The organism is Vibrio salilacus, from assembly GCF_002811245.1.
Lineage (GTDB): Bacteria > Pseudomonadota > Gammaproteobacteria > Enterobacterales > Vibrionaceae > Vibrio > Vibrio salilacus.
The window spans coordinates 38,550-56,282 of the sequence record NZ_NIVQ01000011.1; the positions used below are offsets into that span (position 1 = coordinate 38,550).

The window sequence follows — 17,733 nt, forward strand, 5'->3', positions numbered from 1 at the left end:
TATCGGATCAAACGTACACGGCGATAGGCACTTCCACGGACGCTTCAATTTGTTTAAGTTTATTAAGCAATGCCTCGTTGATCTCTTGGCCCGCAGACAACATCATCTGGCCATTCGGGTGATACACGTCCTGCTTAAGCACGGCACCAATTTTAAGTTCATCAAGGCCGACACATAAGTCGACGTCGGCGTCTTCCACTTCAGTCTTGAGCACCTCCAAGAAGTGACGAACCACCTCTGGATCATACAGAGTGCCTGCTTGTTGCTCTAAGAAAGCCCTAGCACTGCTCGGCTTGAGCCGAGCGGTGTTATGCAGACTCGAGACAAAAAAATCGTAATTTTTTATCACCCGCAAAATCCGGGCACCGACGGGGATGGCATTCCCAGCAAGATGATCAGGGTAACCAGTGCCGTCAAAGTTTTCGTCCTGATGACGAATGATGTCTACCAGCGGGCTAAAGCGCTGAATTTGGCCAATGATGGTGGCGCCGACTTCCGCGTTCGCCAGAGGAGCTAGGCGGATCTTCGCGCCCTCTCCCTGGGTCGTCAGTACCTCGGGAGCGGAGCTCTCTCCTATCAAACCAATTTCGTGAAGCAGGGCGCTCAAATAACAATGGGACACCTGCGCTTCAGGCAGTGCCATGCGCGTCGAGACCAACTTAGTGTATTCGGCGACCCGCTCACTTTGATGGTGTGGCTGTCCTGTGGCGTGTTGAATGATAGCGGACAGAGCGGCAAGGATGTCTTTAAAGATTCGAGTCCGACTAGTCAACAACGCACTCATCTTTTTATTGGAGTCTTGCAACGCGGCGGTGCGCTGTTTGACTTTGTCTTCGAGGGCGTCATTCAAATCACTCAATAGAACGTTTTTCTGTTGCAGTTCATCGGTCAGAGCCTGCTTTTGACGGCGCAATTCAAACAGCTCAGAGGCTTTAGAAAGCGTCAGTTTCAAGCCTTCGTTGTCCCAAGGCTTGGCAATGTAAGTGTGGATCCCCCCTTCATTGACGGCTCGAATGGTGGACTCCATATCGCTGTACCCGGTCAAGAGGAACCGAATGGAGTTAGGGCGGATCGCGCGGGCTTTAGTAAGAAATTCCGCCCCGTCCATCTCAGGCATACGCATGTCAGAGATGATGATAGACACGTCATGCTCTTCTAGGTGAGCCAAGGCGTCATGACCGTTGTTGAACGACACTACTTGATAATCAAAACGCAACACACGCGTCAAGGACTTAAGAATGTCTGGTTCGTCGTCCAAGAGCAAAAGGTGCAATTTTTCTAGGGGGAAACTGGCGTCAGCTTCAATCATAATTCGGCTCCTGCCACACGGTTATCCAAGAAATACAAAAATTCGTCCAGGGGTAATGGCGGGCTGACCAAATACCCTTGAATGCGAGTACAACCTTTGCGCTTAAGATACTCGGCCTGGCGGCGCTTTTCTACCCATTCTGCGACCACCTCCATGTTGAGTGACTTGGCGCTATTGGTGATCGAGGACAAAATCACCTCATCGGATAAATTGTTGCCTAGAGCACGAACAAAGCGGCCATCGATTTTGACCACATCGAACGGCAGTTCGCATAGGGATTCAAAGCCTGAGTACCCGGTACCAAAATCGTCCATAACGATCGTAACCCCCAGATCATGTAACTGATGAAACTGCGTAAGGGCCCTTGGGTAATCGAATATCTGATCACTTTCTACGATTTCGATTTCGATGTCGCTAAGGGCCACCGCTGGGTCGGGCTCAAGCTCACGCAGCAAGCGCTGGGCATACCCTGTGATCAACTGCTTGGCTGTGACATTGACACTTACCGTCAACGTCCCCGGCGTGCCTTTGCGTCTTAACATGGCCACCGCATGACGTAGCATTACGACGGTAAGCAAGTCGTCAAGGCCATATTTATGAACCATAGGCAAAAAGTCCGTTGGGCTTTGATAGGAATTGTCGGGCAATCGCCGTCGAACCAAGGCTTCACAATGAGTAATATCGCCAGTGGCGAGTGTCAATTGTGGCTGGAAAAACGCCTCGACTTTGCCCTGGTTCAGATCTTGGATTAGATTCCCTAACTCGATGTACTCTTCTGCGATCTCCCGATTGCCCTCCAGCACCAACCAGTGCACATGAGCATTGATTGGTAAAGCCTTGGCTTTACTCGACGACATCTTTTGCTCATTCCACCCATCCCAATGTTTGGCCTCACTAACGTAGCAACGCATTGCGATTGCTTGTGGGTATGCTGAGCAGATCGCCTCAATGCACTGTCTTAGGGTGTCAATCTCTTGATGGCCTTCGGCCGAGTATTCGGTGAACATGACAAACTTATCGTCAGCCCGATACCAGATATGGTCCGTACTGCGCTGTATCGCGACAGCCATTTGCTGGATCAGCGAATTGCCAGAAGCTTTACCGTTCGTGTTGTTATAGGCGTCTAAATCGGTAATATCGACAATGACCAGCAGCCATGGCCGGCCATTCTCAGTGTGTTCGGGCAGCAACGCCAATCGCCGATCGAGCTCTCGGCGAGTGGCCATTTGAGTTCGGCGGTCTCGAACCGGATCGTGGTCATGCAACGTGGAGGAGATGACTGAGGCTAGTTTGTTGCCGTCCCAAGGCTTATCAATATACTGATTGAGCACACCAGCGTTGATGGCTGCCGTCACACCACTCAAATCGGCCTGACCCGACAACATAATCGCGGGCACTTCTGGATGGCGTTGCTTGACTTCCAGCAGCAATTCAGTGCCAGTCATCTCAGGCATTCGGTAATCAGTGATTATTAAATCGATGTGGTGGGTGTCTAGGACCGCGAGCGCTTGCGCGGCGTTTTCTGCGGTGTGCACAGTGGCCACTTTGAAGCGCAGCTCTCGTCGTAAGGCATTACGGATGCTCATTTCATCATCCACTATGAGAATCTCAGCAAAATCCATAACATCCCATCCTATTGACTGCTCTAATTAATCGGGCCGGCGTTGTCCACCGTGGTTTTATGAACAGGCAGGGTCAGTGTAAACGTGGTCCCCTTACCCACTTCGCTGTCCACTTCGATGGTGCCACCGTGTGCATTGACGATCCCATATGACACGGAGAGACCTAGACCTGTACCATCGCCAACGGGCTTAGTCGTGAAAAAAGGCTCAAAGATCGCCGACAGGTTCTCTTTCGGGATACCGGAGCCGTTGTCTTCGATCTGAATTTGAACCTGATCGTCCGACAGCGGTTGCATACGCACTCGGATGATCCCGTTTTCTTGAATGGCTTGGCTGGCGTTCACCAACAGATTGAGAAACACCTGGTTAAGTTGCATTGGTTGGCAGTAGACACTTGGCGTAGCGTCGGCGTACTCGCGCTCGACAATGGCAGTGTATTTGACTTCGTTGTTGATGATGCGCAAAGTCGAGTCTAATCCTTGTCTGAGGTCGCTGTAGAGCCATTCAGAGTCGTCGGCGTGGGAGAATTCTTTCAAGTTCTTCACTATCGCCATCACTCTAGAAGAGCCCTCAAGTGATTCGGCGATCAGATCGTTGACGTCTTCCAGCACATATGTCAGTTTAGAATGCTCCACCAACTGGCGTTGTCGCTCGACCAACGCCGCATCACCCGACTCCTCGATCGCTTGCTCTAGTGCACTCACGACGTCAGAGATCTTGCGAAAGTAATCGTCCAACGTCTGAATGTTAGAAGTAATAAAACCGAGTGGATTGTTTATTTCGTGAGCGATACCCGCTGACAGTTGACCAATCGACGCCATTTTCTCCGACTGCAAAAGTTGGCTTTGAGCATTTTTAAGGTTGCTCAGCGCGTCTTTAAGTTCTGTTTGTTCACGATGCAAACGGCGAGACAGGGTCTTGAGTTCGGTTTGCTGGCAGGCTTGAGCAGTGAGATCATAGACACAAATGCACACGTGATCTAAAGTGCCGTCTTGACCGTGGATAGGGATAAACTCAAGATCTTGGAACATCTTCTCTTCTTGCCCAGAAACTTGACGAGAAGACTTAAACGGCAAAACGTGCGGGGCCTGTTCCCAGGACGAAAAGCTTGGGGATTCAATAACGAACGCAGTATCGATTTTGCGTTTCAGCAAAGCGGCTCCATCCGGAAAAACCGACAAGACGTTTTGTCCCTGTAGTTCGTCTTTGGCTAGGCCAGAGCGTGACTGGAAATACGAATTGGCCATCACGATGTTGTAGTCTTTACGAACGATGCACATCGCCACCGACAGTTGGTTGAGTAAATCTGAGAGCGCGAGTTTTGCTTTCATAAATCCTCCCTGACTATAGCCATTCTTCCAATCGGTTCACGATGACATTAAACCCGTCTTCGGCGAAACAAATGATGGTCTTTGTTTCAAAACTTGCAGACTCTATTAAGAAAGAGACATGCAAGATGATCGCTTGTTGCCATTTGTTGCTTGGAATGGGTTGGCGCTCAGGGGAATACATGACCGGAGGTTGGGTTCGCGTCTCCAACTCGATTTGCTCACACAGCCCTCTCAAGCTCGCGCCAGACAGAATGTTCGACACCTCGAGTAAACTATCATAAAGCGTTTGGCTATCAATTACTTGGCCATCGTCCAGCGCCAACAAATCACTGGCGATGGTATCCCCACCTTGCTTGGTCAGTTGAGTAATGACTTCACCGGACATTTGGCCGAAAAACGGTTGCCTGGTGTAGTAATGGGTTTTTACATCACCGAACATTTCCATTAACTGACCAGGTGAGGCGATGTCAATGCTGGGGATAGTTAAGGTCACAGGATGATTGAGTAAGGTTGCCAGCTTGCAGGCAGCCTGCCCCATCGAGATGTTGAGCAACTCTTTGAGCGAGTCTTCGTGGTCAGCACTTAACGTCGACTTCATATTAGGCCCACCTCATGCAACAGCTCTTTCAACATCGACGCGTCCAACGGCTTTTTGAGAAATGACACTGCGCCCAGTTCCATGACTTTTTGCTGAGACGTGGGTTGAATGTCGGCACTGATCACAAACACGAAATTCCGCGCGGCCTGTTTTTTCAGCTCAGACAATACTTCAAAGCCGTCCATGATAGGCATGGTCAGGTCTAGAAACATGACATCGGCTTTACCCTCATGAAATTTTTCTAAAGCTTCAACCCCATTGGTCGCTTCATGGACGTTCTCATGCAGCTCCGGTGGCAAGGCACGCATCACGGCTTTTCTCGACATTTTAGAATCATCAACAATAGTGACCGAAATAGTTGACATAGGCTCCTCCTACTTTTCCGGTGATAGCAACAGGGCCGCCAACACGCCCAATGGCTCAGAAAGGGAATCCAGCCATTCGTCTAACGTCCCAGCGTTATGGGCTTTAGCATAGTCGTGACAAAAGTGCACCAGTTGTCCCATTCCCCACTGATTGGGGTCAGCGACGAGGGGCATCTGCCCAAGCGTCAGAATCGCTTCCGCAACGGGCAAATGATATCCCCACAAGATCAGCACGTAGGCACTAATCACGCTGTTGTCTTGGTAACCAACTTGAAAATCGAGGGGATTGGCGCTATCAAGCGCTTGCGTGTAGCCCATTTCTTTGAGGACTAACTCGCCAATCGCGGACAACAAGCATACCAAATAGACGTTATCTTGATCTTCCGCAGACCAATGTAATTGTTGTGCGAGCGCCCCAGCGAGGTTAGCGAGCATTTGATGGTGTACCACTATGGCGTCATGTTCCTCATCGCTCAATTGACGGAAAGCGTTGCGATTCATCATGGTCATCGCAATGCCGCACACCACCTTAATGCCCAATCGAGACACCGCGGAGCTCAACGAATTAGTTGGGCTTTCAAACCCCAGGTACACGGAGTTAGCGGCTTTAAGCACCTGGCCCGCCAAGGGAGGTTCACTCGCAACAATATGGGCAAGTTCAGCACTGCCACATTGTTTGTCGGCCATACACAGTTCCAGTTGTCGAACGATGCTAGGCAACACCGGCAAGTTCTCGATACCGGCTAATTGTTGGCGACAACGGGTTGAAAATGGCAAGGACCTAAGCCTCTCAGCACAAGTTAGAATTTGCTCAAAGTCTTTTTCGGAGAACGGCTTGGGTAATATAAAGTGGGTCCAGTTGTTGGCCAGCGTTTCAATCTCGACCGTGGTGTCGCCGGTGATCAAGGCTCGGATGCTGTTGGGAAAGTGTTGGCTGACTTGTGCCAGTAGCTCGTCGCCCTTTAGATCAGGCATGATCAGATCACTCAAAACCAAATCGGGGGATATGGCCTTCGCGTCGATCAGATCACGCCACATCGCAGGATCTTGGATCAAGGTGATTGACCAGTCAGGTTTCAAACGCTTCAGCAACCGGCTGGCGGCTTTCAGCATGAACTCATCATCATCGATATAGAGGACCTGAAAACTACTCTTTACCATACTCTCTCACTTGTTATTTAAGATTAGGTGCTGTCTACTACGATTTCACCGCACTCCCAGTCGCTTATTTAAAGCATAGACAAAAAATTGGGCTTTGCTGCCAACCGCTTAACAAATGTGGAAAATGGGGTAGCCTGGGGAAATTCGGCCTCAATCGACCCAGAAAGAGGTTGTTTTTTGAATTTTAAATCACTAGGTTCTGTTGACCGTTCGAGCTGATTTTTGCAGCACTTTGTGGGAAATTGATACAAGGCATCGGCTTTGACGTGTGGTTACTAAAAAGCCGATAACGCAGTAGAAATGAACCACAAAGGCTGTCCGAAGGGTTCGGCTAGAATCGTTTTATGCTTTGTTAAGCCGTATTGACTTAGAATAACTAGGCGACATACTTCTTGCCGCACCTAAAACGATTCTATCTCGAACAAAATTTAACTGCGAAAGATAAACAGACCCTAATAATTGACTACCACCACTGCAGGCTAATCAATGGCAAGGCAGACTTTATGGCGAACCGACACATGGGTGAAGACCTAGACTAAGTGGTCCTACTTATTGGAGGGCTTTTAAGTTTGACCTTATGTCGCATGGAATTCTGTGGGCAACTTACAGTATGATTAGATTAAACAAATATTAGTGATCTAACATATTCATCGATCAATTAAGTATTCAAAAAATTTAATATTCAAAGGTGTATGGTTATGTTTTAAATTCTAAGATAAAAACCTCACCATATGGCGAGGTTCTCATCTCATTAATTCTCACTTTTATTCATCATCAAAATCGTCGCTGTCATCTTCTTCTGAGTAAAGCGCATCTTCGCCAGAGTAGTAAGTGCCCCAGCCGTCATAGATGATGTCGTATTTTTCAGCAAGATGGATAAGTTTTTCAACTTGCGCATCAATCGCTTCTGCGCTTAGTGTCGACTCCATGGTCGCATCACAGCAGAGTAACTTTTTGCCATCTTCGTCTTCTGTCTCTTCAGCTTCAAGGACTTCAAAGCCCATCTTGAACGCTTCAACAACCGCTTTTTCTAGTGTGTTGAAATCTTCAGCAAAAAGATGATGTTCAATATCGTACAAAGCGTCTGGATCACTGCCATCTTCCAATAAGGCTTGAATGATATCGCGAGTATCTTCTTTTTGAATTTCAATTAACGCTTCAACAGATAGATATTCATCTTCATGAGACATATGTCGTGCTCCAGATAGTGACAAAATTGATCATAAGTAACAGCGGAGAAATATCGCATGGATCCAGGGAAAATACTACCTGAAATCGGCCAAGATCCAGATCTTTATCCACAGAATTGTTAGCGATCAAGTAAGATCCACTTCACAACAATGACAATTAACATTTTTTTAGCAATGTGGCGATTCAGAACATTCTATCTGTGCGGCTAAAGCTGGTTATGCTTCGTCTTTCTGCGTTTTTATCTTGTCTATTTGCATATCCCAAGCAAGGTAGAAAATGAATAAAAACATAACAATTTTAATTCGCCTTGCTGATATCTGCATAGCTATGCTCAATTATAGCGGCATTTCGCACTCAGGACTGCCAATCGAGACGAATAGCAACGCAGTTCAACGCCTAAATAACAAAAGTCAGCAATAGTGATAGTTCGCATAAAATCATCGCACACCAGAATATATGACTAACATATCTGTTTTTAGCCACTCATCCATCCATAAAATAGCCTTGCATCTTTATAACAATCTTGACATAACTAGGCTCAGGAATAATAAGTAAGGATACATGATGAGTAAGTTGTACGTAGGCTCAGAAGTTGGTCAATTAAGACGAGTACTGCTCAATCGACCTGAGCGCGCACTCACCCACCTCACCCCTTCAAACTGTCACGAATTACTGTTTGATGATGTTCTCGCTGTTGAGGCCGCTGGTGAAGAACATGATAAGTTTGCTCAGACACTAACAAACCAAGGCGTCGAGGTGTTACTACTGCACGATCTGTTGGTGGAAACCTTAGCTGTCGAGGAAGCAAAAAGCTGGCTACTCAATACGCAAATATCAGATTTGCGCTACGGCCCCACTTTCGCCAGAGATTTGCGTCATTACTTATTAGATATGGATAACGACCATCTCGCCACGATACTGCTTGGCGGCCTGGCTTATTCAGAGCTACCTATTCAATCCGCCTCGATGCTACCAAGCATGCATCGACCGCTCGACTTTGTGATAGAGCCGTTACCTAATCACCTTTTCACACGCGATACCTCATGTTGGGTATACGGTGGTGTGTCGCTCAACCCAATGATGAAAGCGGCCCGTCAGCGTGAAACCAACCACCTTCGAGCTATCTATCGCTGGCATCCAGTATTTGCCGGACAAGACTTCATCAAGTACTTTGGCGATGAAGATTTGCATTACGACAACGCAAATATTGAAGGCGGTGATGTTCTGGTTATCGGCAAAGGCGCCGTTTTGGTCGGCATGTCTGAACGAACCACGGCTCAAGGCGTTGAAAACCTTGCGGCCAACTTGTTTAAACATGGCCAGGCCAAGCAAGTGATTGCAATTGAGTTACCAAAACACCGCTCTTGCATGCACCTTGATACCGTTATGACGCATATGGATATCGACACGTTTTCTGTTTACCCAGAAATCATGCGTAAAGACCTTAACACCTGGAGTTTAACCGCTAAAGATGGCGGTGAGATGAAGGTCGAAAAAGTGCCAAGCTTTATCCACGCAATCGAACAAGCGCTTGATCTTGACTTCCTTAAGATCATTACCACTGGTGGTGATAGCTATGAAGCTGAACGCGAACAGTGGAATGACGCGAATAACGTCCTTACGGTTAAGCCGGGAGTGGTGATCGGCTATGAGCGTAATGTCTATACTAATGAAAAATACGATAAGGCAGGCATTGAAGTGTTGACCATTCCGGGCAATGAGCTAGGACGCGGCCGAGGCGGTGCGCGCTGTATGAGTTGCCCTATTGAACGTGATGGCATTTAGCAAGAAGCGAAAAACTTAAAGGGTTGGCATATAGTGCCAACCCTTTTCTTTTACTGTCAGGCAATTAGGAATAAACGAGAACAGTCACCGTTAATAACTTTCAACGATATCGCCGCTCTCATCTCTCGAAAGGCGAAGCCTGCTCTCGCTTTACTCAGTACCACCGACCGTAATTGAATCTAACTTGAGCGTCGGCTGACCCACTCCGACAGGAATACTCTGACCCGCTTTACCACACACACCGACGCCACGGTCAATGCTGAGATCATTACCGACCATAGAGACTTGCTGCATCGCTTCAATACCAGAACCGATCAATGTGGCCCCTTTGACGGGACGAGTGATTTTTCCATCTTCAATCAAATACGCTTCTGATGCTGAGAACACAAATTTACCTGAGGTAATATCCACTTGCCCACCACCAAAGTTCGGTGCGTACAAGCCCTTCTTCACGGTTGAAATAATCTCTTCAGGGGTATGCTGTCCAGGCAACATATAGGTATTGGTCATCCGTGGCATCGGCAGATGCGCATAAGACTCACGGCGGCCATTACCCGTAGGGCTAACTCCCATCAAACGAGCATTGAGCTTATCTTGCATATAGCCTTTTAACACACCATTTTCGATTAAGGTGTTGTATTGGCCATTCACCCCTTCGTCATCGATATTAAGTGAACCACGCAGATCTTTTAGCGTACCATCATCAACGATAGTACAAAGATCCGAAGTCACCTTTTGACCAATTTTACCGCTAAAGACAGAGGCCTCTTTACGATTAAAGTCGCCTTCCAAGCCATGTCCGACCGCTTCATGGAGTAATACGCCAGGCCAGCCAGAACCGAGAACAACAGGCATCGCCCCGGCAGGAGCAGCATCCGCGGCTAAATTAACCAGCGCGGTACGAATTGCTTCATCAGCATATTGGTAAGCAACTTTAGCCCCTTCACTTTCACTGAGGAAAAAGTCATAGTCAAAGCGACCACCACCACCAGCACTTCCTCGCTCGCGGCGATCCCCCTGTTGTGCTAGTACACTGATCGATAAACGCACCAGTGGTCGAATATCACCAGCATAGGTGCCATCGGTTGCTGCAACCAACACTTGCTCATGCACACCACTTAGACTAATCGAGACTTCTTTAATCAACGGCTCTTTAGTACGAATATAAGCATCCAACTCTTTCAGCAGCTGTGTTTTTTGTTCTTTTGCCCAACTTTCCAGTGGGTTAACAGCAGCATAGTAATGCTGATTCTCATTGCGCTTAAACGCTTGAAGCTGACCATTTTGACCTTGCTGTGCGATACCTCGCGCCGCATGGGCACTCTGCTTAAGGCCTTCGAGTTGAATCTGATCTGAGTAAGCGAAGCCAGTTTTCTCACCAGCAACTGCGCGTACACCGACACCACAATCGATGTTAAATGAGCCATCCTTAATAATACTGTCTTCAAGCACTAACGATTCATGCCAGCTCGATTGAAAATAGATATCTGCATAATCGATTTGACGAGTTGCAATACTCGCCAACGTGTCGATGATCGCTTGTTCTCCCAAACCGGCGGGTTTTAGCAACGCATTTTCTACGTGGTTTATAGTCATATATGTGCTCTTAGTCTTTTTGTAACTGGTTGCTGAATCGAGCATGCTGACGAATCGGCATGGCTGCTCTTAATTGTTCTACTTGGCTTAAGTCAATATCGACCAATATATTACCGACTTGATCGGTCAGTGAAGCGATCACCTCACCCCATGGCGAAATCACCATTGAGTGCCCCCATGTTTCGCGACCGCAGGGATGGGTGCCCACTTGATTGACGGCAATCACCCAAGCTTGTGTTTCAATCGCACGCGCGCGCAGTAATGTTTGCCAGTGGGCGCGACCAGTGACTGCCGTAAAGGCCGCAGGAACAGTGATCACATTAGCGCCTAATCGCGCCAGTTCACTATACAGTGCAGGAAAGCGTACATCATAACAGATCGTCAGGCCTAGGTGGGCAAATGGCGTGCTGTAGTCGACGACTTGCTGACCTGGCGTGAACGTTTCTGACTCGCGATAACGTCGATGCTCATCGGCGACATCAACATCAAACATATGCAACTTATCATAATGGCACACCAACTCACCCTGCGGTGAAAACAGTAAACAGGTGGTTGTCACGCCATTATGTCGGCTTATCGGCATACTGCCGATAAGTAGCCACACACCATATTCATCGGCGATACTGGCAAGCGCTTTTTGTAGTGGTCCATCAGCCAGAGGTTCAGCCACTTGATGGTAATCACTGCGACTGCCAAATACTAAAGCATTTTCTGGCGTGACGATCAGCTCGGCCCCTTGCTGCGCGAGCTGCATCACCTGCTGCTTAATGTAAGATAAATTCAGCTCAGGAGCGGGCCCTGAGGTCATTTGTATTAAACCGACTCGTTCCATGAGTATTATCCTTATTCAATCACTTTGCGCAGTTTCTCCGGTAATTTAAATTCGCCTCTACTACGTGATAGCTCTTTCACAACAGGGGCATCTAACGGACCTTTGACTTGATAGTCAACCTGAGTAAACACTTCAACGACAGGGGAAATCACCGTGGTAATGGCCAAAACATACAAAGCGGTCTGTGGTGCCACTGCAAAAGCCGTCAGTACTGGCAGACCTGATGTGATATCAGGTACGAACTTCACTTCGGCATCGACCATGCGGGTATTTAGATTGGCTAGACCTTTGATGCTCATGTCACCGGCGACTGCATCCATCTCGATGTCATTAGTAAGAAAAATACCGTTACGAATCGAGCCACTGCCAGTAATCGAATTAAATGCCATCCCTTTGTCAAACACATCACTGAAATCAAGCTGCATTTTACGAATAATTGAATCTAAACTAAATAACCCTAGCAACCTTGCCGCGCCGCTGACATCAGAAATGACCCCTTTACCAAGCTTAGTTGAGACCTCGCCCGAGAGGGTATCCATCCGCCCAGACCAAGGCGAACCGTCCCATTGCACATCGGCAGTGATATCAAATGGCGCACGCTGAATTCCACTGGTAATACCAAAGCGCTCCATCACATCACTGTTATTTTCACCCGAGATGTGGATATCAAATTGGGTATGACTTTGTGTTTCATTCAGTAACCACCAGCCCTTGATATCGGCTCGGTTGGTGCCGCTTTCAAATGTGAGCGTTTTCCACTCAAGTTTATCGCCTTGACGCTGTAAATCGAGATGCGCCTTGCCAACTCGATAACCCTGTAGCCAAAAATCATCAATGGTTAGCGTGATATTAGGAATTTGCTGATGAACCTGACGCTCAAACGCACTGATCAGTGGTCGCTCAGAATTTTCTGGCTCAAACATCAATGGTTCTTGACGATCTTTATCCAATGCCGGGACGTAAACATGCAATCGTTCTAACGCCACAGACAAGTCATACGGATCCAGATAATTCGCCTCGCCTTTGGCCTCTTGACTGTCCAAGCTAAGATACCAACCCAGTCCTTGGCGCTTAGCGCTAAAGTCGACATCATTCCAATCGATGCCGGCAATACGTAACTCCTTGGTATCAATGTCAATTCTTTCAGGAAAAGGGATTTCAGGCGTTTTTAACTTTGCCAATACCGCTTGAGACGGCCCTTGATCCGCACTCAACATTTCAAGCCAGTCATCTACATCGAATGAGTCGAGCCTGATCTGTGCTTGATGCCCCACCACAGGACTAATTTTAAAACTGCCTTTGCCAAGCACCAAATTAGTATCGGTGAAAACAGGAACTTCCGGTCGAATATCAATTTCAGCCTGATACTTAACGTTAGGCATTTGCACTCGCACCGTAATGCTTTCTTGATTGCCCGAAGCTTGCAAGCGGGCTTTCCCAGCCTCACCAAACGATTTAGCTAAAGGCTGTGGTAAGTGACTACTTACCAATCTTAAATCTGCTTCGGTATCAACTTGATAGGTAAAACCGACATCATCAAGCTGGATGTCGACATCCATGCGCCATGGTGCATGACCATCAACCGGCCCTAACCAATGTTTGCCAAGGTATGGCGTCAATGGTTTGATGTCCCAATCCCCAACAACATCAATGGCCACACTATAGCCTTGTGCCATGTTTTCACCACTAAAATCAATCGAAACTGGCTGCGTCAACAGTGTCGCTTCAAGGCCTGCCGCACTAATAACGTCGTTATCAAATTTCACTCGACCCGATACCGTTTCTAGTGTCATTGGCGGCGCATCAATCGTGACGTGATTGTCGGTAAGATCGGCATAACCCCAAGCGCGAGCGTCTTTTGTACTGTCAAACGGAATATTAAGCTGAAAACTCGACTCAACCAGACCGTCGACTTGTACTGCGGTCAACGCAGCGCCAACCGAATCCACTAACGGAGATGCGGTCATGTAATCACGTACCGCATTACCCTCAGCAACCGCTTTGGCTTCTATTTCAATATGTCCGCCCGGAGCTAATTGTGGAATACGGCCAGTAATACGCTTCGCGTCGACATCCATTAAAGTGGCGCTATGAGAGTCCAAGTACATGGCATCATTTTGGAACAGTAAATCGAGCTGTAGATCAGTAATCGATGGCCACGCGGTATCAAAGCTGAATTTTGCTTGTTTTAAGCCCACCCATGCTTGGAACATACCATTGTTATTTTGATAGGGAAAATCGCCCAATTTCCCATACCACAGCAGTTTTGCGGTATTGACCTTACCAGCCTGAATCGCAGTACTTAAATAATCCGTGAGACTTTGACCAAGTGCTAAGGTCGGCAGGTAACGCCAAGTTTCACCCGCGTTGTATAAATCGGCTTCGGCATAGAAAGAAAGAAACGGGCTTTGGTTGTCGGGAAAATCAAGACGAAATGCCCCCAACACTTGCAGATCTGGAGTGGCGGCAGTGACTTTATCAGCCCACAAACTCCAGCCATGTTGACTATTTTGCCACACCAGATCAACTTGACCTTGTTTGATATTCAGTGGAGCTTGAAACACCTCACCATAAGGTAACGTATCGTCAATCAATGTGACATGGGCCTGCGCCTGTTGCAGGTTGCCTGCAATCGACGCTGATAGCTGATGTACCTCTGGCAGCAGTTCCCATTGCGACATACTGCCCTGACTAAGCTCAGCCGAATAGTGCAGATTCTCCCATCCGCCATGAGCGGAGATCCTGATATCTTCGACCAATCCACCCAGCGACAATGTTTCGAGAAACTCACTGGTGGTATTGGATGGGGGCACCAGTTTGACTAGTGGAGTGATGGCAGCAATATCAAGCTGAGAAACGTTGATACGCCAAGCATCCGGCTGCCAATCAAATGCCATGTCGAGTTCTGGCCAGGCTTTGTCATCGGTATATAAATTCAGTGAATAAGCATTGACTTGCCAACCGCTTTTACGCGGCTCAAGTTCTAAAACACCGGATTCTAGAAACAGCTCATGACGTTTACCTGCTTGCCAAACCAACTCGGATGACTGCAATTCAACATAGGCGCTAACCGGTTGATTTCGTTCTAATGTTAACCAACTACTAAAACTAACTTGGCCTTTATCAATTCCCATTTCGCTTTGGAAATATTTAGTCAACCACGGAGTAATAAGCACATTTTGCGCAGAGGCATAAAATTCACCACTGACCTCACTGAGTGAGCCGTGATCGATGAAGTCAGCTTTGACTCTGGCCGAGTTAACATTACTTTGCGCAAGATTGACTTCGCCATCGGCCAAATGGTGACGACCATCGTTTTGCCAATGTAAATGAGTAATTTCAAGGTCGCGTGGTATACCATCAATACCTAAGAAGTGAATTTTTGACTGCTTCAGAGAAAAGCTATCTAGCTGACGCAACAACAATTGATCCAGTTGCTCGATAACGTTTTTTTGCTCTCCCTGAGGATTCAGCTCTGGCGTATCACTATCAGTAATCCACTCCACGGAACTTATGTCGAGGTAAAGCTGATGAATACTCAGATCCGCCACCACAGGTTGGCGTTGGATCAGCGATTGAAATAGGTCGAGTTCAATCTCGACATTTTGAGCTGAAAACTCAATTCCACTGCTTTTGGGTGTATTAGCCTTAGCACCACGCAGCGAAATTGACGGATGGGTATTGCGCCAGAAACCGTGAATTTCGCTGATTTCAAACTCAAGCCCTGAGCTTTGATGGATCCAAGCTTGGATCTGAGGTTGAAAGTGGTTGAGTTGTGGCAAGGCGATACGCAGCCCAGTGACGGTAATCGCCAATAGCACCAATACCGACACTACAAACCAGAGAAAAAATCGCGTTAAGCGCGTAAATGTGGAATTCACAACCTGCCTTTACATCATCACAACGTCAAATTGCTCTTGGATGTACAAAGGCTCTGCTTGGATTTTAACTTGCTTACCAATAAACACCTCCAACTCAGCCAGTGCATGTGACTCATCGCCCTGCAAAGCATCGACCACGGCAGGAGCAGCGTAAACAACAAATTTATCAGCATCATAAGCACGATTAACGCGAGTAACTTCACGTAAAATTTCATAACAGACAGATTCAACCGTTTTGACACTACCACGACCTTCACACGTAGGGCAGCTCGAACACAGAACATGTTCAATGCTTTCTCGAGTGCGTTTACGTGTCATTTCGACCAGCCCCAACTGAGTGAAACCGTTAATATTAGTTTTGACTCGGTCTTTATCTAGCGCCGTTGCCAACGACATCAATACTCGATTGCGGTGTTCATCTGAGATCATATCAATAAAGTCGATAATGATGATCCCGCCAAGATTACGCAGTCGCAGTTGACGAGCGATGGCCTGAGTTGCTTCGATATTGGTATTAAAGATAGTCTCTTCGAGGTTGCGACGCCCGACAAACGCACCTGTATTGATGTCGACGGTGGTCATGGCTTCGGTTTGATCGATGATCAAATAGCCGCCCGATTTGAGCTCAACTTTGCGATCAAGAGAACGTTGGATCTCGTTTTCGGTGTCATACATATCGAAGATCGGTTTATCACCCTCGTAAAGCTCAAGCTTGTCAGTCAGCTCAGGAACGTACTCACAAGTAAACTCTTTGAGGTTTTCAAACTCTTGGCGTGAATCAACTAAGATCTTGTTTAATTCGGTGCCAACAAAATCACGCAAAATTCGCTGTGACAAACCAAGTTCACCATATAAGGCAGAGCGGGTTTTGTACTTGCTGCGACGTTCATTGACTTTTAACCATAAACGCTTAAGGAATGCGGCATCTTGAGCAAGCTCTTTATTGTCAGCGCCTTCTGCAGCGGTGCGAATAATAAATCCACCATTTTCATCACAATACTGGCCGACCACTTTTTTCAAGCGGTTGCGCTCACCTTCACTTTCGATGCGCTGAGAGACCCCAACATGACTTGCTCCGGGCATAAACACCAAATAACGTGAAGGCAAGGTGATATCAGTGGTTAACCGGGCACCTTTGGTGCCGAGTGGGTCTTTAACCACTTGCACCACGATATCTTGTCCTTGACGAACTAGTTCTGAAATATCACGGACTTGAAACTGCTGCTTTTCGTTCTCCGCGACACATTCAGTATGTGGGACAATATCGGAAGCATGTAGAAAAGCGGCTTTTTCTAAACCGATATCAACAAAAGCCGCCTGCATCCCCGGCAGCACTCGACTGACTTTACCTTTATAGATATTTCCAACAATACCTCGCTTTGCTTCACGTTCGACATGGATTTCTTGAAGGACTCCCCCTTCAATCATGGCCACACGAGTTTCACTTGGGGTCACATTGATCAACAACTCTGCACTCATGAGCGCACCTCAAAAATAATTATAAGAATTTGTGCAAGAGCTGGTCAGTTTCATAGAGAGGCAAGCCGACGACGGCGTAATAACTACCTTCAATCCGAGTGACAAATCGTCCACCGAGACCTTGAATTCCATAACTACCAGCTTTATCGCATGGCTCACCCGTTTGCCAATATTGTTCTATTTCTTGTTCTGACAAGGGTTTAAACCATACGTCTGTGGTCACAACCACAGTCTCTTGAATCTCTTTAGTCATGACAGTCACGGCTGTCATCACTTGATGTGCTCGATCTGAAAGCATCATCAGCATCTGTTTAGCATGCGCTAAATCATCCGGCTTTTCCAATACCTTCTCATCGCAAACGACAATCGTATCAGAGCCAATCACTACCGAGTCTGGCTGCTGCTTCACCGCCGCTCTTGCTTTGTCTTGCGATAATCGCGCCACGTAGTTGTAAGCACCTTCACCAGATTGGCGCTGCTCCTCAACATCCGTTTTGATGACATCAAACTGATAGCCGAGTTGAGTCAGTAACGCTTTACGGCGCGGCGAGGCCGAAGCCAGAATCAGTGTTTGCTTCATTAT

The 17,733-nt window shown here is 47.4% G+C and carries 13 protein-coding genes; 1 reads left to right on the plus strand and 12 read right to left on the minus strand.

Annotated elements, in window-relative coordinates; genetic code table 11:
- Positions 1 to 7 precede the first annotated feature (7 nt).
- The 7 genes from nosR to rraB all read right to left on the minus strand — a co-directional run bounded on the left by nosR (position 8) and on the right by rraB (position 7,576).
- Complete coding sequence (gene nosR / locus CDZ87_RS09550) at positions 8 to 1,309, minus strand: response regulator c-di-GMP phosphodiesterase, NosR family (RefSeq protein ID WP_100753343.1); 1,302 nt, start codon at positions 1,307 to 1,309, stop codon at positions 8 to 10.
- The gene (locus tag CDZ87_RS09555) at positions 1,306 to 2,931 is read right to left on the minus strand and encodes a GGDEF/EAL-containing response regulator (protein ID WP_100753344.1); all 1,626 of its coding nucleotides are present in this window, start codon (positions 2,929 to 2,931) and stop codon (positions 1,306 to 1,308) included. Before CDZ87_RS09555 ends, nosR begins: the two co-directional genes overlap by 4 nt.
- Positions 2,932 to 2,954: 23 nt before the next feature.
- Complete coding sequence (locus CDZ87_RS09560; protein WP_100753345.1) at positions 2,955 to 4,262, minus strand: sensor histidine kinase; 1,308 nt, start codon at positions 4,260 to 4,262, stop codon at positions 2,955 to 2,957.
- Between the two features lie 13 nt (positions 4,263 to 4,275).
- Positions 4,276 to 4,860: a chemotaxis protein CheC gene (locus CDZ87_RS09565; protein WP_100753346.1), complete on the minus strand. Its 585-nt coding sequence runs from the start codon at positions 4,858 to 4,860 to the stop codon at positions 4,276 to 4,278.
- Positions 4,857 to 5,225, minus strand: a complete 369-nt coding sequence (locus tag CDZ87_RS09570) for a response regulator (protein ID WP_100753347.1) — start codon at positions 5,223 to 5,225, stop codon at positions 4,857 to 4,859. Before CDZ87_RS09570 ends, CDZ87_RS09565 begins: the two co-directional genes overlap by 4 nt.
- A 9-nt stretch (positions 5,226 to 5,234) precedes the next feature.
- Positions 5,235 to 6,386: an HDOD domain-containing protein gene (locus tag CDZ87_RS09575; protein ID WP_100753348.1), complete on the minus strand. Its 1,152-nt coding sequence runs from the start codon at positions 6,384 to 6,386 to the stop codon at positions 5,235 to 5,237.
- 764 nt (positions 6,387 to 7,150) lie between these two features.
- Positions 7,151 to 7,576, minus strand: a complete 426-nt coding sequence (gene rraB / locus CDZ87_RS09585; RefSeq protein ID WP_100753349.1) for a ribonuclease E inhibitor RraB — start codon at positions 7,574 to 7,576, stop codon at positions 7,151 to 7,153.
- A gap of 565 nt (positions 7,577 to 8,141) precedes the next feature.
- Between rraB and arcA the strand changes: the two genes are divergently transcribed.
- Positions 8,142 to 9,362, plus strand: a complete 1,221-nt coding sequence (gene arcA, locus CDZ87_RS09590) for an arginine deiminase (RefSeq protein WP_100753350.1) — start codon at positions 8,142 to 8,144, stop codon at positions 9,360 to 9,362.
- A gap of 150 nt (positions 9,363 to 9,512) precedes the next feature.
- Here arcA and tldD read toward each other — a convergent pair whose 3' ends face one another.
- Genes tldD through CDZ87_RS09615 form a run of 5 tightly spaced genes read right to left on the minus strand, consistent with a single transcriptional unit; the run spans position 9,513 to position 17,730 of the window.
- Complete coding sequence (gene tldD / locus CDZ87_RS09595) at positions 9,513 to 10,958, minus strand: metalloprotease TldD (RefSeq protein ID WP_100753351.1); 1,446 nt, start codon at positions 10,956 to 10,958, stop codon at positions 9,513 to 9,515.
- Positions 10,959 to 10,968: 10 nt separating this feature from the next.
- On the minus strand, positions 10,969 to 11,790 hold the full coding sequence (locus CDZ87_RS09600; protein WP_100753352.1) for a carbon-nitrogen hydrolase family protein: 822 nt from the start codon (positions 11,788 to 11,790) through the stop codon (positions 10,969 to 10,971).
- Positions 11,791 to 11,801: 11 nt separating this feature from the next.
- Entirely contained in the window at positions 11,802 to 15,671 is a 3,870-nt protein-coding gene (locus tag CDZ87_RS09605) for a YhdP family protein (RefSeq protein WP_100753353.1), read from the minus strand.
- A gap of 9 nt (positions 15,672 to 15,680) precedes the next feature.
- The gene (gene rng, locus CDZ87_RS09610) at positions 15,681 to 17,150 is read right to left on the minus strand and encodes a ribonuclease G (protein ID WP_100753354.1); all 1,470 of its coding nucleotides are present in this window, start codon (positions 17,148 to 17,150) and stop codon (positions 15,681 to 15,683) included.
- Between the two features lie 19 nt (positions 17,151 to 17,169).
- Entirely contained in the window at positions 17,170 to 17,730 is a 561-nt protein-coding gene (locus CDZ87_RS09615) for a Maf family protein (RefSeq protein WP_100753355.1), read from the minus strand.
- Positions 17,731 to 17,733 lie beyond the last annotated feature (3 nt).